Genomic DNA, 20,293 nt, shown 5'->3' with positions numbered 1-20,293 from the left:
TACCAGCGTCGTCGAAGGCATCAACAACACCATCAAGGTCATCAAGCGTCGGGCCTACGGGTACCGCGACGAGGAATACTTCTTCCTCAAGATCCGCGCCGCGTTCCCCGGTAATCCTCGATGAACCTTTTTTATTCCAGCGGGAGCGCTCGCGCGGCTGCGTCAGGCCGCCGTGACGACGAGCCGTTCCGGCGCGAGTACGCCGTTCGCCTTGCGAGCCACGCCGAGCAGCCGAGTAGCGTCATAGACGCGCACACGCTCACCCTCGGCCGCCTCGATCGGATCGAGCGCCGACAGCGGCAGACGCTGGCCGTGCAGGAACCGCTTCGCGCTGGTTTCATCGAGACGAACCAGCGGAAACGTCGACAGCAACGCGTCGACTGGCTGGAGCCACGCATCGCGCGACGCTTCGTCCGCATCGGACAGCGCATCGAGCGTCACCGCATGCTCGAGCGTCAGCTCACCGACGCCCGTGCGGCGCAGCATCGTCAGATGCGCACCACAACCGAGTGCCTCGCCGATATCCTCCGCCAGCGTGCGCACGTACGTGCCCTTGCTGCAGGTCACGCGAAACGTCACGTCGGGCACGTCGCACGCGAGCAGGTCGAGTGCGAGAATCGTCACGTTGCGGCCCTCGCGCTCGACGGTTTGCCCCGCCCGCGCATATTCGTACAGCGGCTTGCCATCTCGCTTGAGCGCCGAATACATCGGCGGCACCTGCACGATCTCGCCGGTGAAGCGCACGAGCGCGGCTTCCACCGCCGCGCGATCGCACTCGACCGGCCGCGTGTCGATCACCTCGCCTTCCGCGTCGCCGGTAGCCGTACGCTGGCCCAGACGCATCGTTGCTTCATAGGTCTTGTCCGCTTCGAGCAGATCCTGCGAGAACTTCGTCGCCTCGCCGAAGCACAGCGGCAGCAGGCCCGAAGCCAGCGGATCGAGCGTGCCGGTGTGACCGGCTTTCTTCGCGAGCAGCAAGCGCTTCGCGCGAATCAGCGCGTCGTTGCTCGACAGGCCGACGGGCTTGTCGAGCAAGAGGACGCCATCCAGCACGCGCCGGGGCACGCGCGGACGTTGGGATGCTGCAGTCGTCATAGGTCGAGCTCAGTCGTCCTTGGCGGCCGCGTCGGCCTCGTCGTCATCCTTCGCGCGCGTCGAGTTCGCTTCCTTGATCAGGCGCGACATTTCCACGGCCTTCTCGATCGTCTGGTCGTAGTGGAAATGCAGCGTCGGCACCGTATGGATGTGCAGGCGCTTGAACAACAGGTTGTGCAAGTGACCCGACGCGTGGTTCAGCGCTTCCTGCGTCTTGTCCGGATCGCCGGTCAGCGCGGTGAAGTAGACCTTCGCATGTGCGTAATCCGGCGTGAGCTCTACGCTCTGGATGGTCACGATGCCGATGCGCGGGTCTTTGACCTCGCGCATGATGAGTTCGGACAGATCGCGCTGAATCTGGTCAGCGATCTGCACGTTGCGATTGGGGGAAGTACGTTTCCTGGACATGATCGATCCGTGATCCGTTTATCAGGATAAAGCGGCGGCCAGTGTTGGCACGCCACCATGAAAATGGGCGGGACAGGCCCAAGCCTGCCCCGCCCATGAGCCGATGCGCGAGGGTTACAGCGTACGCGCGACTTCGGTCACTTCGAAGACTTCGAACTGGTCGCCTTCGACGATATCGTTGAAATTCTTCACCGACATACCGCACTCGAAGCCTTGCTTCACTTCCTTCACGTCGTCCTTGAAGCGCTTCAGCGATTCGAGTTCGCCCGTGAAGATCACGACGTTGTTGCGCAGCACGCGCACCGACGACGAGCGCTTGACGACACCGTCCGTCACCATACAGCCGGCGACTGCACCGATCTTCGGTACCTTGAAGACCTGGCGCACCTCGACCATGCCGGTGATGACTTCGCGCTTTTCCGGCGCCAGCATGCCCGACATCGCCGCCTTCACCTCATCCACTGCGTCATAGATGATGTTGTAGTAACGGATGTCGATGCCATTCGATTCGGCCAGCTTGCGCGCCTGTGCATCCGCACGCGTGTTGAAGCCGATGATGACAGCCTTCGATGCCGTTGCGAGGTTGACGTCGTTTTCGCTGATGCCGCCCACCGCGCTGTGCACGATCTGTACGCGCACTTCGTCGGTCGACAGCTTGAGCAGCGATTGAACGAGTGCTTCCTGCGAGCCCTGCACGTCCGCCTTGATGATGAGCGGCAGGTTCTGCACTTCACCTTCGCCCATCTGCTCGAGCATGCTTTCCAGCTTCGCGGCCTGCTGCTTCGCAAGCTTGACGTCGCGGAACTTGCCCTGACGGAACAGTGCGATTTCTCGCGCCTTGCGCTCGTCCGGAAGCACGATCACTTCTTCGCCCGCGCCCGGCACTTCCGACAGACCCTGGATTTCGACCGGGATCGACGGGCCAGCTTCCTTCGTCGGCTTGCCGTTCTCGTCGAGCATCGCGCGCACGCGGCCGTAGGCCGTACCCGCCAGCACGACGTCGCCTCGGTTCAGCGTACCGGACTGCACCAGGATCGTCGCGACCGGGCCCTTGCCCTTGTCGAGCTTCGCTTCGATCACAATGCCCTTGGCCGGCGCCTCGACCGGTGCCTTCAGTTCCAGCACTTCGGCTTGCAGCAGCACGTTCTCGAGCAGATCGTCGATACCCGCGCCCGTCTTCGCCGAAACCGGCACGAACGGCGAATCGCCGCCGTACTCTTCCGGCACGACGCCTTCCGCGACCAGTTCCTGCTTGACGCGATCGAGATTCGCGTCCGGCTTGTCGATCTTGTTGATCGCGACGACGATCGGCACGCCGCCTGCCTTCGCGTGGGCGATGGCTTCCTTCGTCTGCGGCATCACGCCGTCGTCGGCTGCCACCACCAGCACCACGATGTCGGTCGCCTTCGCGCCGCGTGCACGCATTGCCGTGAACGCTTCGTGACCCGGCGTATCGAGGAACGTGATGACGCCGCGCGGCGTTTCGACGTGGTATGCGCCGATGTGCTGCGTAATGCCGCCCGCTTCGCCAGCCGCAACCTTCGCGCGGCGGATGTGGTCGAGCAGCGAGGTCTTGCCGTGGTCGACGTGACCCATGACCGTGACGACCGGCGGACGCGGCAGTTGCTCCGCATCGGTACCCGTTTCGCCTTCGACGAGCAGCGCTTCCGGATCGTCCAGCTTCGCGGCAACCGCGCGGTGGCCCAGTTCCTCGACGATGATCATCGCCGTTTCCTGGTCCAGCACCTGGTTGATCGTGACCATCTGGCCCATCTTCATCATCACCTTGATGACTTCGGAGGCCTTGACCGACATCTTGTGCGCGAGATCGGCAACCGACACGGTTTCCGGCACGTGAACTTCACGGACGATCGGCTCGGTCGGCGCCTGGAACGTGGAGCTGTCCTGGTGACGGCCGCGACCCTTCGGGCCGCCGCGCCAGCCGCGGTCGACGCCACCGCTCGAATCGCCGCGCGTCTTGATGCCGCGACGCTTCGACGCGTCGTCCTGCCAGCCGCCCTTGCCTGCGCCCGGCTTCTTGTTGCGGTCGCCCGCGCCTGCCGGCGCAGTCGTAGCCGGCGCTGCAGCACCGGCCGGCTTCTTCACGGCCGGACGCGCCTGCGCACCTTCCGGCTTTGCCGGCTTGTGCAGCGTGCCCTTCGCTTCGGCCGGCTTCGGCGGCTCGACCGGCTTCGGCGGCTCGACTGCCTTGACCACGGCCTTGCGCGGCGTGTTCATCATCTCGCGAATCGCACGCGCTTCGGCTTCTGCCGCCGCACGACGCTTGCTGATCTCTTCCTGCTCGGCGCGCGCCTTGTCCGCCGCCTCGCGGGCAGCGTCTTCAGCCTTCTTCGCCGCTTCACGCTGAGCCGCACGTTCGGCGGCTGCGCGTGCTTCGTCCTGCGCGGACTGCGTGCTCGCCGCCTCCTGCTGCTCGGCTGCAGCAGCCTGCTGTGCGGCTGCCTGCTGCTGTGCCGCCACAGCTTCGGCCGCAGCACGCTTCGCCGCTGCCTCTTCCTCGGCGCGACGACGCTCGGCTTCGGCCGCTTCCTCGCGGGCGCGGCGCTCTGCTTCCTCGCGCTCGAGACGTTCCTGACGCTCGCGAAGCTCCTGCGCCTGCTTCTCGAGCAGCTCGGCCTCGCGGCGCGCTTCTTCTTCACGACGCTTCAGATCCGCATCGTCGTCCGCTTCGGCGACCTGCGCCTGACCCTGCTCCGCACCCTCGCTCACGTCGTCGCGCTTGACGAACGTACGCTTCTTGCGGACCTCGACCTGAATGGTGCGAGCCTTGCCCGTCGCGTCAGATTGCTTGATCTCCGACGTATGCTTGCGGGTCAGCGTGATCTTGCGCTTGTCGCCGTCGGTTGCGCCGTGCGACTTGCGCAAATGATCGAGCAGACGCGCCTTGTCCGTTTCGGACAGCGCATCGTCTTCACTCGCTTTCTGGACGCCCGCTGCCTGCAGCTGTTCGAGCAGCACACCAGCAGGCATTTTCAGTTCCGCGGCAAATTGGGCTACGTTGTTACTCGCCATTCATTCCTCTTAGTGCAAGGACCGATTCCTTGCGGTTAGCATCGGGTCAGGCCATACGGCCGCCATCAAATCAGTGCGCCATGGTCATTTCTCACTGGAACCAGTGTTCACGTGCTTTCATGATCAACGCCTTAGCGGCATCCTCTTCCATCCCGGTCATGTCGACCAGTTCATCTACAGCCAGCTCGGCGAGATCGTCGCGCGTCTGCACGCCGTGTTCGGCCAGCTTCGCGAGCAGCTCCGGCGTGATGCCGTCGAGGCTCTTGAGATCCAGCGCTGCGTTCTCGACCTTTTCTTCGTTCGCGATGGCCATCGTCAACAGCGCGTCGCGTGCGCGGTTGCGCAGTTCGTGCACGGTGTCCTCGTCGAACGCCTCGATTTCGAGCATTTCGTTGAGCGGCACGTACGCGATCTCTTCCAGGCTCGTGAAGCCTTCGTCGATCAGGATGTCGGCAACTTCTTCGTCGACGTCGAGACGCGCCATGAACAGTGCACGCAGCCGGTCGCGCTCTTCACCCTGCTTCAGGGCGGATTCGTCCGGCGTCATGATGTTGATCTGCCAGCCGGTCAGTTCGCCTGCAAGACGAACGTTCTGACCGCTGCGGCCAATCGCGACAGCCAGCTCGTTCTCGTCGACGACGACGTCCATCGAGTGCTTTTCTTCATCGACGACAATCGATTGGACAGCTGCCGGCGCGAGCGCGCCGATCACGAACTGGGCGGGATCCTCCGACCATAGCACGATGTCGATGTTTTCGCCACCGAGCTCGTTGCGTACGGCCTGCACGCGGGAACCGCGGATGCCGACGCAGGTGCCGATCGGATCGATCCGCTTGTCGTATGCGATGACGCCGATCTTCGCGCGCACGCCCGGGTCGCGGGCAGCCGCCTTGATCTCGAGCAGGCCCTGCTCGATTTCCGGCACTTCCATCTCGAACAGCTTCATCAGGAACTCGGGCGCCGTACGCGACAGCTCGATCTGCGGGCCGCGCGCAGTGCGGTCGACCTTCGCGATGTAAGCGCGCACGCGGTCGCCCACGCGCAGGTTTTCCTTCGGGATCAGCTGATCGCGGCGCAGCAGCGCCTCGACACGGCCCGATTCGACGATGAAGTTGCCCTTGTCGAGGCGCTTCACCGTACCCGTCATGATCTTTTCACCACGCTCGAGGTAGTCGTTCAGGATCTGCTCGCGCTCGGCATCGCGCACCTTCTGCAGGATCACCTGCTTGGCGGCCTGCGCGCCGATGCGACCGAACTCGATCGACGGAACGGGTTCCTCGACATACTCGCCGACTTCGACGTCGGGCTTCTGCTCACGTGCTTCGAACAGCAGGATCTCGCGATCCGGCTCCTGCAAGCCTGCCTCGTCGGGCACGACGAGCCAGCGACGGAAGGTTTCGTGCTCGCCGCTTTCGCGATCGATATGGACGCGGATTTCGGCGCCTTCGTCGAACAGCTTCTTGGAAGCGGACGCGAGCGCAGCCTCGAGGGCGCCCAGCACCACATCCTTGTCGACGTTTTTCTCGCGCGCCAGCGCATCCACCAGCATCAACACTTCGCGACTCATTATTTGCGGCTCCTAAAGTCAACTTGCGGAATCAGGCGGGCTTTGTCGATATCGGCCAGCGTGAAATCCAGCATGGCTGCCTCGCCCTTCTTCCCCTCAAATTCCAAACCGATCGTTTCGCCATTCGGCGCGTGCAGAATGCCCCGGTACGTCTTGCGCCCGTCCAGCGGCTTTTTCAAGGTCACGGAAACTTCGCTGCCGGCGAAGCGCTCGAAGTCGGCCAGCTTCTTCAACGGGCGGTCGAGCCCCGGGGACGAGACTTCGAGCCGTTCGTAATCGATATTTTCGACCGTCAAGACGTGCTGGAGCTGACGCGTAACCTTTTCGCAATCTTCGAGCGAGATGCCGGCAGGCTGATCGATGTAGATGCAAAGCATGCCGCGCCCGGTGCGCTCGAGTTCCACCAGCTCGTAGCCGAGCCCGGTGACCGTGGTTTCTATCAGTTCCGTCAGTTGCACAGTGTCCTCTCAGGTGTTCGCGCCCGCCGCTCGCGATTACACCCGCGGGCGCGCGCCTTAGCCGGCGCAGGAAGCGCTACCCGAGATGCCTAACCGTTTCAGCAAAAAAAAATGGGCGGAACGCCCATCTTCTTACTGGTGGTCGCACCTGAGCCGCACATTGAATCCGTACGCCCAGCGACTCCGCGATTATAGCGATTTTTGGCGCAAACGCCAAGCCAGCCGGTAAAAGCAGCGCGTCGGCTGCCTTTACGGACCGAAAATGCGAAATCGGGCTGGTCGGTCGACCGGCGCATTCCGCCGCGCCGGTAATCGGCATTGCTGCGGCACGCGGCATGGATACAGCCGAAATCATCGGCGCGATGCGTCGTGCCGGCAAAAACCGGCCGGACGCCGATCGAACCGGCACGCCGGCGGCGCTACGCCGCCGTGCGCCAACAGACGCTTAGCGGCCGCGCGTGCGACTGCGCTGCGGACGCTGGCCACCGCGCGCGCCGCCGCCGTTACCGGCGCCGTCCGCGCGATTGCCGTTCGGATTGCGATTGCCGCCGCCCTTGCTGCCGCCGCGCTTGCCGCCCGCGCCATCGCGCTTCGGGCCTGCGCCATACGACGCGCGATTGCCGTCGACATCGCGACCACCGCCGGTGCGGTTGCCGTCACGGCCGCCGCCCGCTCGGTTGCCATCGCGGCCACCGCCCGCGCGGTTGCCGTAGCCCGACGGCGCAACCGGCAGGCTGCCGTAGCCGCTCAGGCCCGGCAGACCCGGCCCGCCGCGTCGACCACCACCGCGACGCGGCTGGTCGAGTTGTCCGTGCGTCGTCAATACGGGCTCGCGATTGATGAAGCCCATCGACGTCTGCATCGGATCGGGCTGGCGACGCTCGGCCGGAGCGGCACTGCCGCGCTTGCCCTTCTCCTCGGATGGCGCCTTCAGACCAACGGTCGCCATCAGCTTGCGCACCTGCGCGTCGTCGAGCTCTTCCCAACGGCCGCGCTTCAGGCCGCGCGGCAGCGGAATCGGGCCGTGACGCGTACGGATCAGCCGGCTCACCATCAGGCCGACCGCCTCGAACATCCGGCGCACTTCGCGGTTGCGGCCTTCGGCCAGCGCGACGTGATACCAGTGGTTCGTGCCTTCGCCGCCGCCATCACGGATGCGCAGGAAATTCGCCGGACCGTCGTCGAGCTCGACGCCGTGCAGCAGCTTCTGCCGCATGCCTTCGGCCAGCTCGCCGACGACGCGCACCGCGTACTCGCGCTCGACGCTGTAACGCGGATGCATGAAGCGGTTTGCGAGGTCGCCGGAAGTCGTCAGCATCAGCAGACCTTCGGTATTGAAGTCGAGGCGGCCCACCGCGAGCCATTTCGCCGTCTTCATCGGCGGCAGGCGGTCGAACACCGACGGCCGGCCTTCCGGATCCGCGTGACTGACGATCTCGCCCGTCGGCTTGTGGTACAGCAGCACGCGCGGCGGCTTGTTCGGCAGCTTGCGCTTGACCGGCTTGCCATTGATCCGCACCTGGTCGGTCGGCATGATGCGCTGGCCAATGTGCGCGGGTTCGCCGTTCACCGACACGCGGCCGGCGACGATCAGCTCTTCCATTTCGCGGCGCGAGCCCATGCCCGCTTCCGCCAGCACCTTGTGAAGCTTCGGCGCGTCGTCGTCCGGCGACAGCACGCGCTTGTTCGCCGGCTGGCTACGGCCGCGACGCAGCATGGGCGCACGCACGCCGCTACCGCCCGCGGAGTTGTCCGCGTCGAATGCCGGCGACGTCACGTAGGCGAACAGCTCATCCTGGGACGCATCGCCTTCCACCTTTGCCACGCCGCCCTCAGCCTTCGGTGCGCTGCCGCGACGCCCCTGGCCGCCTTGGGCGCCCTGAGCCTTGGCTGCGCCTTCGCGCTTGGCCGCCGGCTTGCGAGCACCCTTGGCTCCACCTTCCTTGCGCGGCGCACGCGTCGGCTGCTGCACTTCATTGGCCTCGGCCGGCTGCGCGTCAGCGCCTTCGCCGCCCTGCGGCTCGCCTTCAGCGCCCTTCGACTTGGCTGCCGCGCGACGCCGCGCGATCAGGCTGCGCGGGCCCCGCCGCAAACCGCGGCGGGGACGCTCGTCACCGCCCTCGGCCGAAGCGCCCTGCTCCGGTGCATCGTCGGCACGCGCTGCCTGCACGGCAGGCGCGGACGATTCAATATCGTGGATATCTGTCAAAACAACCTCAAAATGTCAGGTCTCGCGCCCGGCGCGGGCGCGGCAAGAAATTGGCCGCGATCAGGCGCGACGCTGTTCAGGTTCTGCTTCGTCGTCCGGCAGCGCATCGGCACCGATGGGTGCACTGGCGCTTCGCACGGCATCGGCGAGACTGTCGGACGTGTCGTCCAGCATCTCGTCGTCCGCAGGACGGGAACGGGGGGCGTCGGCCTGGCCAGCCTCGCCGGTCATGTCGCCGGCCGCTTCCGCTCCGTCTCCGGCAGCAACGTCGGCAGCCGGCTTGCGATCTTCCTCGCTCCAATCCGCATGCAGCGGCTCGCGGTGCACACCGGCTGGCACTGCTTCGGCGCCAGCCTGTTCCATTTGTTCCGTTTGCCCGCGAACAACATCGAGCGTATCGCGGCTCGCGATTTCATGCGTCGACGCGACATCCGCTGCGGGATCATCCGGCAATCCTGCCGATTGACCGGCGGACGCCTCATCCGTTTGCGCCACGTCACCCGTTGCGTCATCGGCAAGCGGCGTACCCTCGTCGAAATCCATCGCCTGCTGCGCCAGCAGCGCGGCCTCGATGTTCGCGGCCGGCTCTTCGAGCGCAGGCAGATCATCGAGCGCTTTCAGGCCGAGGTCGTCAAGGAACTGCTTGGTTGTCGCATACAGCGCCGGGCGCCCCGGCACGTCGCGATGACCGATCACTTCGATCCAGCCGCGATCCTCGAGTTGCTTCACGACCTGCGTATTGACCGTCACGCCGCGAATCTCTTCGATGTCGCCGCGCGTGACAGGTTGCCGGTACGCGATGATCGCGAGCGTTTCGAGCACCGCACGCGAATATTTCGGCGGCTTCTCAGGATGCAGGCGATCCAGATAGTGACGCATCGCCGGCTTGCTCTGGAAGCGCCATCCGGTCGCCAGCGCCACCAGTTCAACGCCGCGGCCGGACCAATCCTGTTTCAGATCTTCGAGCAACGTGCGGACCGTGTCAGCCGACACGCCGTCGGCAAAGAGCTTGCGCAAATCGCCGAGTTTCAGCGGTTCCTGCGCGCAGATCAAAGCAGTCTCGAGGACGATCTTCGCCTCTTGGGTATTCATGCAGCTAGGCCAGACCCTGTGGTCAAACGAACCGGATCAACAAACAGACGAAAGGAACGGAAGACGCGCTCGCCCGATTCTGATCGGTCATATTGATGGGAGCACGAACCGGGGGCGGCGTACCAACTTCAGGCCAGGCCCAAACCGGACGGAACAGCACGGCTCAACGACGGAACCGCGTGACTGAGCGCCATATTACGCAAAATTGCCCGGTGCGTAAAGATGAGCCGAACGGGATGCCGCCGGCGCGCCGTGCCCGCTCCGGCCCCGCTTCAACGGCCAGCCGCAAAGCGCGCGAGGAACCGCCGCAACCGCTCGACACCCGCATCGAGGCGTGCCGGATCGCACGCGTAGCACCAGCGCACGAACCCTTCCCCCTCCGGGCCGAATGCACTCCCGGGCGCGAGGCCGAGCCCCGCTTCGCGCACCAGCGTCTTGCAGAACGCGAGGCTGTCTGACGCGCCCGGCAGGCGCAGAAACAGGTACATCGCGCCCGGCGGAGGCGGCACCTCGACACCCGGCAGGGTGCGCAGCGCGGCGACTAGGTGATCGCGCGCATCGCGCAGCGCCGCGACGAACGACCGCACGAACGACTCGCCATCGCGCAGCGCGACCTCACCCGCGGCCTGCACGAAGCCCGGCGCGCAGGACGTGTTGTATTCGACGAGCTTCGACAGGTCAGCCATGACCGCTGCCGGCGCGACAAGCCACCCCAGACGCCAGCCCGTCATCGCCCATGCCTTGGAAAACGAATTCACGACGACGACCCGCTCGTCGCGCGATGCGATGTCGAGGAACGATGGCGCGCCGTGCGCGTCGTCGGCGTCGAAAGCGAGCCGCTCGTACACCTCGTCGGCAACCAGCCAGATGCCGTGGCGGCGGCAATGGGCGAGCACGGCTTGCTGGTCGTCGCGCGACATCGTCCAGCCGGTCGGATTGTTCGGCGAGTTGATCAGCAGCATCCGCGTATCGGGCTTCAGCGCCGCAAGCAGCCGCCCGACATCGAGCTGCCAGCCCGCATCGCCATAGCCGAGCGGCACGCATTCGACCTGCGCCCCCAGGATCTTCGGAATCTCGACGAGATTCGGCCACAGCGGCGTGACCGCGACGACGCGCTCGCCCGGACCAACCAGCATCTGCGCGACCAACATCAGCGCGCTCACGCCCGAACTCGTCACGGCCACGGTGTCGGCCGCCGTCGCACCGTGCCGGGCGCTGACGTAGGACGCGATCGCGTCGCGCAGCGGCGCAGTGCCGAGGTTGTGCGTGTAGAAGGTTGCGCCATCGCGCAGCGCCGCCGCCGCCGCGTCGCGGATGAAATCCGGCGTCACGCGATCGGATTCGCCGAACCAGAACGGCAGCATGTCCGGCACGCCAAAGCCGGCGTTTGCCACTTCCCGGATCAGCGACGGACGCAACGCGTGCACTGCGTCGCGGGCCGCCGGCGAGCGAGCCGCCGGCGAGCCGGCCACCGGAAGAGAATCTGCGGGATGCACCATCGAGAGCCACCGTCGAGGAACACGATCCGCGTAGTGTACCGACCCGCAAGCAGGGCCGGCGCAGGTCCATCCGCATCAGTCGAGGTCCTCTGCCCTCGCCGGCATCTGCCGCACGAGTTCCCAGATCGCCTGCGCAGCGGGCGACAACGACCGGTCGCGGCGGCGCACGAGTTCGACCGTGCGTTCGGTGCGTGGGGTGAGCGGTCGGGCGACGAGCGTCGAGCCGGCAGGTAAAGGCAGCGACAGCCACGGCTGCACACTCACACCGACACCGGCCTCGACGAGTCCGAACACGGTCGCCGAATGCCCGAGCTCCTGCATGACCGTCGCATTGACACGATGGGCGGCCAGCGCGGCATCGATCAGCGGCCGGCTTCCCGATGCATGATCGAGGAGTACGAGGCGCTCACCGTCCAGCGCCGTCCAGGGCACCTCGGCACGCGCCGCGAGCGGATGGTCAGCGCGCGCGACCAGGCAGAACGAATCGGTCATCAAGGATTCGCAGACGAGGTCGGCCACCGCAAGCGGACCGATCACGACGCCGAAATCCACCTCGCTCGACTTCACCTTGCGCAACACGTCGCTCTGCACGTCGTCGCGCAAACCCAGCGTCACGAACGGAAACTGGCGCTCGCACGACGCAACCACGCGCGGCATCAGCCGGCACGCGATCGTCGGACTGGCCGCAACGATCACGCGCCCACGGCGCTGCTCGCCGATCTCGCGAATCTCGCGCAGCGTGTCGTCGAGATCGTCGAGCAGACGGGACACGCTCGCGATCAGGTTCGCACCGACATCGGTCAGCTGCACGTCGCGCGTCGTGCGGTCGATCAGCTTCAACCCGAGCTCGGCCTCGAGCTCGCGCACGCAGCGACTGACCGCGGACTGCGTGAGCCCGATCTCATCGCCCGCACGACTGAAGCTCTTGAGCCGCGCTACCTCGATGAAGACGCGAAGCTGGCGCAGCGTAACGTTCATTTCCCGACCTCATCAATCGTCGATATCGATGCAGGATTTTAATGCGCGATCCGGCTCCGAGGTACGAATCAGGCACCTGCCCCACATGTTTCGCTGCGGTGCAATACATCCGCGAACGCACGTGGTGCGGGCGAACTGCACAAGATTGGTGATTGTCCCGATTTGCTGGCGGGTTATTTTGGCGTCTTATACGCCCCTAGCTGACTTAGCCGTTAGCTCGCTGCCAAGCGGCTCTCAAGGGGATTACCTCCGACATGGCACGCTTCGTGCATTACCTGACGCACAGGGCGCAGGTTTCGTCGGACGGAAGAGCAGAAACGCCGCTGCCGGCCAACCGGACGCCCCCACCCGGCACTCGACGATCGAGTGCTTGAAGAGTGCGCGGCGCAGGGCAGCGCACCGGAGTTAGCTTCGCTGAGGTGAGGACATGATGCTGTTCGACGATTTGAGAGATAACGAGTGGGCGCTGGTCGAGGGTCTGTTTTGCTCGGAACCCGCACGGAGTGAGCGGCGCGGCCGCCCCCGCGTGGAAGCCCGCTCGGTAGTGAACGCCGTGCTGTGGGTGTTGTCGACGGGTGAAGGCTGGTCGAAGCTGCCGGGCCGCTATCCGTCGCCGCCGACTTGCCGCCGTCGCTTCGACGAATGGCAGGCGGACGGCACGCTCGCCGAAATCGTGAAGCGACTCGGCACGAGCGGCCGGCAGATCTCCTTGCGCGGGCGCATCGGCGCAAGCGCTGCGAAGCCGCCCGCACCGCCGAGCCGCGACCGGCTGCGCGGCGCCTTCTGGACCAATCCGGAATCCTGGCGCGCACCTGTCAAGATGGCGTAACGAATGCTCGATCGGGCGGCTTCGGCCGCCCGGTTTCTTTCAGCGACGCGACCTGATCGCGACGCCCGCGTTGCCGTCGATTACCGCTGTCGTGCCGCGATACATCTATTTACCAATATTTACAGCAAGCCTGCACTCCCACGCTTACCTTAGCGAAATATCAACAGGCCGCGTCGACGGCTTGAAGGGAGCCCCCGCCATGAAACCAATGTCACTGCTCGTTGCATGCGGCATTGTCATCTCCGTGGCGTTGTCCGCTCCAGCCCACGCCGACGATCGCGTGAAGCCGCCCCATCGCCAGCAGGATCATCGGAACACCCTCCGCCAGCCGCCGTCCGTCAACCCGCCCAGCCGGCAAACCGTGCCGCGTGGCGACCTGCGCGGAGACATCGCCAGCAACGCGCGAGCGCGCATCGGCTCGCAGCCGACCGACGTACCGCGTCATCCGTAGTCCTGCCAATTTCGGGATTTCGCCAAAGAAAATGCCTGCGTTCGGGAACTGCGCCGCGCGCGACGAGTCACAACGTTGCCATGAGCACAGCGTGGCAACAGCAAAAGTATCCGGTACGCCCGTATCCTCGCGATACGGGCTTTTTTTTGGGTATCGCCAGCCGCGCGGCGATGCGCGTGACGGATGATCTGCCGCTACAGGCGGCTTTCGAGAATCGCCACGGCACTCGCTTCGCTCAATGCGTAGTCGGCCATGCGGCGATCGGTCCAGGAAAGTAATTTCTCGTCGCGCTCGAGGCGCGAGAATTCGGCTCTGCCGCTTTCGGTCAGCACGGCAATGTCGACCGGCGCATGGAAGCCTGGTGCGGGGGCAACGGTCTTCTGCCTGACCGTGTCCATCAGCCCGAGCGAACGGAGATACTCGAACACGCCCGGGCGGCGCGCCCACGGTACCTGGCGGTACTGCACTCGTCTCAATGCGTCGAGCACCGCTTCGTTGGAATACGTGGCCATCTCGATTCTTTCTTAAAGTGCAGCGACAATGCGAAGCGGCGCGCCGGGCGGCGTCTCCGCCCGCCTATACCGCCACCGATTCTGGACGCCGACGTTCGGCGTCGCGTCAGGGCCGGATCGTCAGCCGTCCATAAAAAGACACCATACCCCAATCAAATTGATTCTGTTCGATTCATTTGTACTTCTCTTCATCTGTTTCATGCTCTGCCGCAAGCGGCGACGAATCATCGCGATCGCCGCCGTTGCGCTGTTCTGGCTGCTCGCGACAGGCTGGCTCGCAGCCCCGCTGATCGCCTGGACCGAGGCGGGCGTCACCCCCGTCGAGCACCCGGACATGCATGGACGAACCACACTGATTCTCATCGGCGCAGGTACGAAGCGCACCGACTCCGGGCTGCGGCCGCCACCTGACGGCACCGCCCGCATCCAAAAGGTCGCAGCGCTCTACCGCACCTGCCGGCAGCAAGCCGACCACTGCACCGTGGTGATGTCGGGCGGCGATCCGCAGCATCACGGCGAAACCGAGGCTGCCGTATACGGGCGCCAGCTCGTCGCCGAAGGTGTCGCGCCCGCGGACCTCGTTCTGGAACCGGATAGCCGCACAACCTACGAAAACGCGAAATTCACTGCATCTATACTACGCCCACAGTATGACGACGCACGCATTCTCGTCACTTCGTCATACCAGATGCGCCGCGCGCTGCTCGATTTCCAGCGGTTCGGGATCGATCCGCAGCCCGTTTATGCGAATCGCCGGCGTGCACAAACAGGCTGGCTGCCGCGCTGGTGCAATGTAGTCAATGCCGAGCAGGCATTGCACGAACTGGTCGGCATCGCGCAGTTCCATGTCTATCGATGGCTCGGGTGGTTCTGACGGCTCCGGGGAAACCGGAGCGGAAATGACTGCGGCGGCGACGATGGCAGGCGCGTGACGAGGGGTGCGAAGTGTTGCGCGACTTCAACGGGGCCTTGCGTAGCGCCACGATCCGATGCACATTGATCCGTCACTTTTGTTACACTCGACACGCACTCGATTGCAGTCGCCAGACAAAACGGCAACACTCGGGTTCATCACCACTTAGCGGAGGTAAAGCAATGAAGAAGACGTCCCTGGCTATCCTGGTAGCGATGTCGGCGCTGACTGGCGCAGCGTATGCGCAAGAGAGCACGGAAATCAAGACGATTACCGATCCGGCCAAGATCTCCGAGATCGAGCAACGCGCACAGGCGCTGCAGCAGCAGCAAGCGGCTGAAGCCGCTAAGCCGGCGGTGCAGGAAGAGCATCACCACGGCAAGAAGGCTGCTCACCACAAGGCAGCTGCGAAGAAGGCCGGCAAGAAGGCTGCCAAGGCTGCAGACGCTGCCAGCCAGTAAGTTTGGCGGCACCGCACAAGCGAAAAGCCGAATCCGGGCAACCGGGTTCGGCTTTTTTGGTTGCGGTGCCCGTGCGCTGTGCTAAAGTCGCGCACCGAAATTTTCCACCCGTGCGCACCCCGGTGCGGAGGACAGCATGAGCAACATTCAACTCGACATCGAGTGGACCGAAGCCGCCACTCGCCAGATCAAGCAACTGATGCCCCGCGGCTCGGCTGACGCGTTCCTCGCGCTGCCGCCGATTGAGTGCCTGCCGATGGAGGGCGACGTGCTTTTCCTCGGCCCGCAAGGCAAGCAGCAGCCGTTCATCGTCGCCGAGCGCCAGTACCATCACGACGGCGACGCCGACTGGACGATCATCCTGATCCTCGACGTACCCAACACGTCGCACTGACGCACGCCGCGACCGGACGTGTCCGGTCGCCCCACCCGGCTCAGACGAGCTTCGACAGCACGCGGATTTCGGAACGCTCGATCCAGTCCGCGGCCGCTTCCCGATAAGCGAGAATGTGCGCAGAACGCGCATGAGTAGCCAGCGCCTCCTCGCTTTCCCAGCGCTCGACGAATACGAATCGCGCCGGTTCCTTCAGGTCCCGATGCAGGTCGTACTGCAACGCTCCTGCTTCGTTGCGGGTCGGCTCGACGATCGCTTCGAGCTGGGCACGCAACTTCTCCTCGGCGCCCGGCTTTGCCACGATCAGCGCCACGACTGCAATTTCCGCCATTCCCGCCTCCCCCTCATCCGGAAAAGTCCGAGAATACGCGAATCGCGCATTAGCTGCGCCGGCACGGTATCGCACGACAGCCCCAAAAAAAATAGCCCGCGCTTCAGAGAAGCGCGGGCGAAACCGTCGCCCTACGAGGATAGGCGACGGGGCCATCGAGATCCGCACGCTGGCGCGGATCGTCATCAGTTGCGCCGACGCTTGTCGCGTCGACATTCGAAGACATCGATATCGTTGATCGAGCGCTCGCGGCGCACCTCCGATATCTGACGTCACCCTCCCTGTTTCAACAATTCCAACATATAAAGCAGGTTGCGTGCCAAGTGTCACAAACCGACCACCCCATTGATTTATAAGGACAAATTTTTGGCCGTCGACGATGCGACATGGGTTTTCCCGCCGTAACGCGCGGATGTTACGTAACGTCACGAGGAGGGACCGAACGTTCAGCACGCGTGTGCGCCGGCGAGTGGCCAAGAAAAAAGCCCGCCATGTGGCGGGCTTTTCATTGATGCGGAGAAACGTCGAAATCAGCGAAGCTGATTCACGAGCAACCCCATGATCTGGCGAGCCGGCGACGACGTGTCGATCGCACCCGAATCGTCGACGATCGCCACGCGCGTCTGGTCGGCCGTGAGCGCCTTCACGTTGACACGGTATTGCTTGGCCTGCTTTTCCTTCTTGCCATGGAACAACTGGCTCCAGAAGCCCTGCTCGGCCGAAGTCAGATCCTTCGGATCGACATAACGCACGAAATACAGGCCCTTCGTGCGATCACGATCGTCGACCGTGAAGTTCGCACGATCAAGCGCGAGACCGACGTGCAGCCACGACCGGTCGTACGGCTCGCCGAGCGTGACTTCCGACGGGACGGCAGCATCGGCCGCATCGTTGCCTTGCGCCGACGTGCGGGAGACGTTTTGCGCAGCAATTGCTGCAGCAGCCTTCGACGATGCGTCGTCGGCCTTCTTGTCCTTCGCCACCGGTACCGTGTTGTCCTTGATGTTCGCGATCGGCGGCTCGCCGTTCTTCGCGCGCTGCTCGTTCTGTGCGAGCACGGCCATCAATCGCTTCAGGTATTCGGTTTCGAGCGCCGGGTCATTCGGCTTCGCTTCCCACTTGCTCGAATCGTTGTTCGAGCCCGTGATCGCTTCGCGCATCCCCTTCTGGCTGATGAACACGTAGGTGCCGCCATTCGGCGCCGAATCGAGACGCGTACGGTACTTGTTGCGCTCGGCCGTCACGTACGAGTTGCCCATCGCCTTCGAGATCACGCTACGGATCAGGCCGTCATTGATCTGCGGATGGGTTTCGTTCCAGTCGGTTTCCATCACACCCTTGTCGCGCTGGTCGACGACGAGCAGGAAGCCCTGTTCCTGCCAGAAGCGGCGAACCTGCGGCCAGACGTCGGCGGGCTGCTTGCCGTCGATCACGAGCCAGCTCTCGGTGCCGTCGCGCTGGATATGCATGCCGGCGACAGCCGGAGCAACGGTGTCCAGCGCAGGCGCTGCCTGCTGGACCTGCTGAAGCGCGGACAGGGAAGTCGCGCCGCCCTGGGGCGGCAGCGAACGCTGATCGGCCGTCTCGTCGAGCATGTTGGGCGGCACTGCGAGCGACGCTTCCTTCGATTTCGAATCGCTCTTGTAGTCCACTTTCGTGGGCGACGACGTACCGCAACCGGCGACGAGCGCGCCGGTGGCGAGCACTGCAGCGAACCGCATGGTAAGACGAAGATCAGTCATGTTCGGGGAATCCTCTTCCGCTAAATCACGGCGCTTTCCGTGGATCAACCTTGCATTTTACCGGGGCCGCGCCGCGATGTGCAAAAAAGCGACCGGCAAGAAAAAACCCGCGTCAGCCTGAACTGACGCGGGTTCTTTGTCTGGTCGGGGCGAGAGGATTTGAACCTCCGACCACCTGCACCCCATGCAGGTACGCTACCAGGCTGCGCTACGCCCCGAAAGAAAAAAATTATAACAGACAGTTTTCCGATTTAGAACGGGTCGCATGCATTTTGGGAACATTCTTGTGAAATTTTTTGGCGTGAAGACGCCGAGGCGAGCAACGACGGGGCAATTTGCGCACCGATTACACGCCCCCACCTCGCATTCACCGCTTGCGCGCAACACAGATGACCGTCAGCCCGGCGACGCGGTTGAAACGGAATATCGGTAACTCGATCCGGCAGATCGACTTGAGCAGGCTGTTGACGAACGGATGGTGACGACGCAATTGCGAGGCCGGCTCGCTCGGCTGCCGACGCACCCGCTCGCCGAGCCGCAACGCTGCCGCAAGCGGAAACGTGAGACCGAAATAATAGGCGCCGTGTTCGACCTCGAGCCCCGAGCGACGCACTACATCTTCGAGACTGCCGAGCGTATATCGACGCTTGTGCTCGAGAAAATCGTCATGACCGCTCCAGAGAAACTGGAACGCGGGAACCGTGATCAGAAAGCGGCTGCCCGAAGGTGCGCCCTTTACGTACTGTGTGAGCAGACCGACATCGTCGTCGACGTGCTCGAGCACGTCCATCAGCAACACGAGATCGGCGTCGAATCGGTCAACGGACCGCCGAAAGTGGATGGGCTTGCCGGACGCCTCGCCGTCGGTATCGTCGGCGTAGCTCGTATCGACACACCACGCCTCCGTCGCCTGCGTACGCTCCAGCAAGTGCTTCGAGAAGAAGCCCGAGCCCGCACCGACATCGAGTATCCGGTTCGCGCCTGGCGCCCCCAGGAACCGACGGATCGCACTCGCCTTCGACGCGTAGTACCAGTGATCGCCCACGCCCGCACCCAATACGTCGACTTCCTTGAGATCCATGACGTTTCCCCGTGACGGCTACTGTGCTTTGGTCGTTACAGCCACTGATGCCGATCTTACCTCGCTGCTGCCGCCGATCCTACCTGTCGACAACGCGCAGCCGACACCCGCGACCCACATTGCGACCTAATCGAAAAGGACGATGGCCGGTTCGCCGTAAATCGCTACCGTGCGGTTACCCGGTGCGAGATCGATGCGCACGGTCGAACCGTCCGACTGCATGTCGATCGATCCGGCCGCCTCGGCTTTGCCGCGTCGGGTGATACGGGGGCGGCTTCCGACACCACCGCAATCGCGACCTCTTGTAACCGTCTCCGACACAGGGCATTGAATGCATCGAAAAAACGAAATTACCCGTCGACATTTTCTCCGGCTGGGCGCCGGTACGATAGGCATGGCGCTGGGAAGCGCATCGCTTCTGACGGCATGCGGAGGCGACTCGATTTCGGTCGCGCCGGTCACGACACCGCGGTTGCGTTCCGCATCGAATTTTCGCGACACGGCCGGGCCGGATGAAACCGGCTACGTGACAACGAGCGGCGCGAAGATGAAAAAAGGCGTGATCTATCGCTCATCCGCGCTCGCGCTGTCGGCCGCGGACATCGCCACGGTCGGCACGCTCGGCATCAGGCAGGTCCGCGACCTGCGCACGCCCTCCGAGATCAAGACGCAACCGGATGTGCCGCTGGCCAGCGCCACCTGGCAAAACCTCAACGTGCTCGGGGCTGCCAGCATCGATCCGATCCCGACCACCGGCGCCACCGCGACGGCATTCATGTTGAGCATGTACCGCGCGTTCGTCACGTCGGACACCGCGCATGCCAGCTACCACGCGCTCTTCACCGGTTTCGCCGGCTCAGGAGAAAACCTGGTGTTCCACTGCACGGCCGGCAAGGATCGCACGGGCTGGGCAACCGCGATCCTGCACACGATCCTCGGCGCGTCCGAACAGACGATATTCGCCGACTATTTGCTGACGAACGTCTATAGCGCATCCGAGATCGCCGATTCGGTCGCCCAGGCGCAAAAAGCCGGCGGGCAAAATGCGGCAGACATGATGGCCGCGCTTCAAGGCGCGCACCCCGACTATCTGCAGGCGGCATTCGACCAGGTCACCGCCTCGTACGGCTCGATGGCGTCGTATATCTCGAACGGGTTGCAGCTCGACCAGGCGACGCTGAACGCGATCCGGCAGCACATGCTGGCCTGATCAATCCACGGGCTGCTGCGACGGGGTCGG

At 64.3% G+C, this 20,293-nt stretch carries 19 protein-coding genes, 1 tRNA gene and 1 pseudogene; 7 read left to right on the top strand and 14 right to left on the bottom strand.

Annotated elements, in window-relative coordinates; genetic code table 11:
- Window positions 1–124 (top strand): transposase (locus tag C5O79_RS37065; protein ID WP_143329487.1); only part of this gene is annotated, 124 nt, incomplete at its 5' end.
- 38 nt (window positions 125–162) lie between these two features.
- Here the strand turns inward: C5O79_RS37065 and truB are convergent.
- From truB to C5O79_RS37020, 9 genes are all read right to left on the bottom strand, one after another.
- A complete protein-coding gene (gene truB / locus C5O79_RS37060; RefSeq protein WP_122473846.1) occupies window positions 163–1,095 on the bottom strand; it encodes a tRNA pseudouridine(55) synthase TruB in 933 nt (310 codons plus the stop codon).
- A 9-nt stretch (window positions 1,096–1,104) separates the two neighbouring features.
- Window positions 1,105–1,503: a 30S ribosome-binding factor RbfA gene (gene rbfA, locus C5O79_RS37055; protein WP_039339297.1), complete on the bottom strand. Its 399-nt coding sequence runs from the start codon at window positions 1,501–1,503 to the stop codon at window positions 1,105–1,107.
- Window positions 1,504–1,617: 114 nt separating this feature from the next.
- On the bottom strand, window positions 1,618–4,536 hold the full coding sequence (gene infB, locus C5O79_RS37050; protein WP_046545494.1) for a translation initiation factor IF-2: 2,919 nt from the start codon (window positions 4,534–4,536) through the stop codon (window positions 1,618–1,620).
- A gap of 91 nt (window positions 4,537–4,627) precedes the next feature.
- Window positions 4,628–6,103, bottom strand: a complete 1,476-nt coding sequence (gene nusA / locus C5O79_RS37045; protein ID WP_006476166.1) for a transcription termination factor NusA — start codon at window positions 6,101–6,103, stop codon at window positions 4,628–4,630.
- Window positions 6,103–6,561: a ribosome maturation factor RimP gene (gene rimP, locus C5O79_RS37040; protein WP_006476167.1), complete on the bottom strand. Its 459-nt coding sequence runs from the start codon at window positions 6,559–6,561 to the stop codon at window positions 6,103–6,105. Before rimP ends, nusA begins: the two co-directional genes overlap by 1 nt.
- Before the next feature lie 445 nt (window positions 6,562–7,006).
- Window positions 7,007–8,770: a 23S rRNA pseudouridine(2605) synthase RluB gene (rluB, locus tag C5O79_RS37035; RefSeq protein WP_122473845.1), complete on the bottom strand. Its 1,764-nt coding sequence runs from the start codon at window positions 8,768–8,770 to the stop codon at window positions 7,007–7,009.
- Window positions 8,771–8,830: 60 nt separating this feature from the next.
- Window positions 8,831–9,862 (bottom strand): SMC-Scp complex subunit ScpB, encoded by a 1,032-nt coding sequence (gene scpB, locus C5O79_RS37030; RefSeq protein ID WP_047850341.1) that lies wholly within the window; start codon window positions 9,860–9,862, stop codon window positions 8,831–8,833.
- Between the two features lie 272 nt (window positions 9,863–10,134).
- The gene (locus C5O79_RS37025) at window positions 10,135–11,361 is read right to left on the bottom strand and encodes a pyridoxal phosphate-dependent aminotransferase (protein WP_122473844.1); all 1,227 of its coding nucleotides are present in this window, start codon (window positions 11,359–11,361) and stop codon (window positions 10,135–10,137) included.
- 75 nt (window positions 11,362–11,436) lie between these two features.
- Window positions 11,437–12,339, bottom strand: a complete 903-nt coding sequence (locus tag C5O79_RS37020) for a LysR family transcriptional regulator (RefSeq protein WP_011351793.1) — start codon at window positions 12,337–12,339, stop codon at window positions 11,437–11,439.
- Window positions 12,340–12,769: 430 nt separating this feature from the next.
- Here C5O79_RS37020 and C5O79_RS37015 point away from each other — a divergent pair.
- Both C5O79_RS37015 and C5O79_RS38765 read left to right on the top strand, forming a co-directional pair.
- Window positions 12,770–13,156 (top strand): annotated as a pseudogene (locus C5O79_RS37015) (transposase); the annotation flags it as partial.
- Between the two features lie 211 nt (window positions 13,157–13,367).
- The gene (locus tag C5O79_RS38765) at window positions 13,368–13,619 is read left to right on the top strand and encodes a hypothetical protein (protein WP_047850343.1); all 252 of its coding nucleotides are present in this window, start codon (window positions 13,368–13,370) and stop codon (window positions 13,617–13,619) included.
- A gap of 194 nt (window positions 13,620–13,813) precedes the next feature.
- Here C5O79_RS38765 and C5O79_RS37005 read toward each other — a convergent pair whose 3' ends face one another.
- Entirely contained in the window at window positions 13,814–14,131 is a 318-nt protein-coding gene (locus C5O79_RS37005) for a hypothetical protein (RefSeq protein WP_011351791.1), read from the bottom strand.
- 157 nt (window positions 14,132–14,288) lie between these two features.
- Between C5O79_RS37005 and C5O79_RS37000 the strand changes: the two genes are divergently transcribed.
- The 3 genes from C5O79_RS37000 to C5O79_RS36990 all read left to right on the top strand — a co-directional run bounded on the left by C5O79_RS37000 (window position 14,289) and on the right by C5O79_RS36990 (window position 15,899).
- Entirely contained in the window at window positions 14,289–15,005 is a 717-nt protein-coding gene (locus C5O79_RS37000) for a YdcF family protein (protein WP_122473843.1), read from the top strand.
- 221 nt (window positions 15,006–15,226) lie between these two features.
- A complete protein-coding gene (locus C5O79_RS36995) occupies window positions 15,227–15,505 on the top strand; it encodes a hypothetical protein (RefSeq protein WP_122473842.1) in 279 nt (92 codons plus the stop codon).
- A gap of 136 nt (window positions 15,506–15,641) precedes the next feature.
- Window positions 15,642–15,899, top strand: a complete 258-nt coding sequence (locus C5O79_RS36990) for a hypothetical protein (RefSeq protein WP_021162409.1) — start codon at window positions 15,642–15,644, stop codon at window positions 15,897–15,899.
- Window positions 15,900–15,939: 40 nt separating this feature from the next.
- On the opposite strand, the gene C5O79_RS36985 is transcribed toward C5O79_RS36990, so the two are convergent.
- The 4 genes from C5O79_RS36985 to C5O79_RS36970 all read right to left on the bottom strand — a co-directional run bounded on the left by C5O79_RS36985 (window position 15,940) and on the right by C5O79_RS36970 (window position 19,053).
- Complete coding sequence (locus C5O79_RS36985) at window positions 15,940–16,230, bottom strand: putative quinol monooxygenase (protein WP_046545487.1); 291 nt, start codon at window positions 16,228–16,230, stop codon at window positions 15,940–15,942.
- Window positions 16,231–16,760: 530 nt separating this feature from the next.
- A complete protein-coding gene (bamC, locus tag C5O79_RS36980; protein ID WP_046545486.1) occupies window positions 16,761–17,972 on the bottom strand; it encodes an outer membrane protein assembly factor BamC in 1,212 nt (403 codons plus the stop codon).
- Window positions 17,973–18,113: 141 nt separating this feature from the next.
- Window positions 18,114–18,190: transfer RNA gene (locus tag C5O79_RS36975), tRNA-Pro, on the bottom strand.
- Between the two features lie 149 nt (window positions 18,191–18,339).
- Window positions 18,340–19,053, bottom strand: a complete 714-nt coding sequence (locus C5O79_RS36970; RefSeq protein ID WP_046545485.1) for a methyltransferase domain-containing protein — start codon at window positions 19,051–19,053, stop codon at window positions 18,340–18,342.
- A 394-nt stretch (window positions 19,054–19,447) separates the two neighbouring features.
- Here C5O79_RS36970 and C5O79_RS36965 point away from each other — a divergent pair, with 394 nt between their 5' ends.
- Complete coding sequence (locus tag C5O79_RS36965) at window positions 19,448–20,263, top strand: tyrosine-protein phosphatase (RefSeq protein WP_236862315.1); 816 nt, start codon at window positions 19,448–19,450, stop codon at window positions 20,261–20,263.
- Window positions 20,264–20,293 lie beyond the last annotated feature (30 nt).

This window comes from Burkholderia sp. SRS-25, assembly GCF_004343765.1.
GTDB lineage: Bacteria > Pseudomonadota > Gammaproteobacteria > Burkholderiales > Burkholderiaceae > Burkholderia > Burkholderia contaminans.
The sequence above is the reverse complement of the archived record's forward strand: the minus strand, read 5'-3'. Positions and strand labels throughout refer to the sequence as shown.

Bases quoted from the DNA above. Each gene is read 5' to 3' on its own strand.
- C5O79_RS36965 (WP_236862315.1), top strand. From the start codon at position 19,448: ATGGCGCTGGGAAGCGCATCGCTTCTGACGGCATGCGGAGGCGACTCG.
- C5O79_RS36970 (WP_046545485.1), bottom strand. From the start codon at position 19,053: ATGGATCTCAAGGAAGTCGACGTATTGGGTGCGGGCGTGGGCGATCAC.
- C5O79_RS36990 (WP_021162409.1), top strand. From the start codon at position 15,642: ATGAGCAACATTCAACTCGACATCGAGTGGACCGAAGCCGCCACTCGC.
- scpB (WP_047850341.1), bottom strand. From the start codon at position 9,862: ATGAATACCCAAGAGGCGAAGATCGTCCTCGAGACTGCTTTGATCTGC.
- C5O79_RS38765 (WP_047850343.1), top strand. From the start codon at position 13,368: ATGAAACCAATGTCACTGCTCGTTGCATGCGGCATTGTCATCTCCGTG.
- C5O79_RS37025 (WP_122473844.1), bottom strand. From the start codon at position 11,361: ATGGTGCATCCCGCAGATTCTCTTCCGGTGGCCGGCTCGCCGGCGGCT.
- C5O79_RS36985 (WP_046545487.1), bottom strand. From the start codon at position 16,230: ATGGCGGAAATTGCAGTCGTGGCGCTGATCGTGGCAAAGCCGGGCGCC.
- bamC (WP_046545486.1), bottom strand. From the start codon at position 17,972: ATGACTGATCTTCGTCTTACCATGCGGTTCGCTGCAGTGCTCGCCACC.
- C5O79_RS37020 (WP_011351793.1), bottom strand. From the start codon at position 12,339: ATGAACGTTACGCTGCGCCAGCTTCGCGTCTTCATCGAGGTAGCGCGG.
- infB (WP_046545494.1), bottom strand. From the start codon at position 4,536: ATGGCGAGTAACAACGTAGCCCAATTTGCCGCGGAACTGAAAATGCCT.
- truB (WP_122473846.1), bottom strand. From the start codon at position 1,095: ATGACGACTGCAGCATCCCAACGTCCGCGCGTGCCCCGGCGCGTGCTG.
- rbfA (WP_039339297.1), bottom strand. From the start codon at position 1,503: ATGTCCAGGAAACGTACTTCCCCCAATCGCAACGTGCAGATCGCTGAC.
- C5O79_RS36995 (WP_122473842.1), top strand. From the start codon at position 15,227: ATGAAGAAGACGTCCCTGGCTATCCTGGTAGCGATGTCGGCGCTGACT.
- C5O79_RS37005 (WP_011351791.1), bottom strand. From the start codon at position 14,131: ATGGCCACGTATTCCAACGAAGCGGTGCTCGACGCATTGAGACGAGTG.
- nusA (WP_006476166.1), bottom strand. From the start codon at position 6,103: ATGAGTCGCGAAGTGTTGATGCTGGTGGATGCGCTGGCGCGCGAGAAA.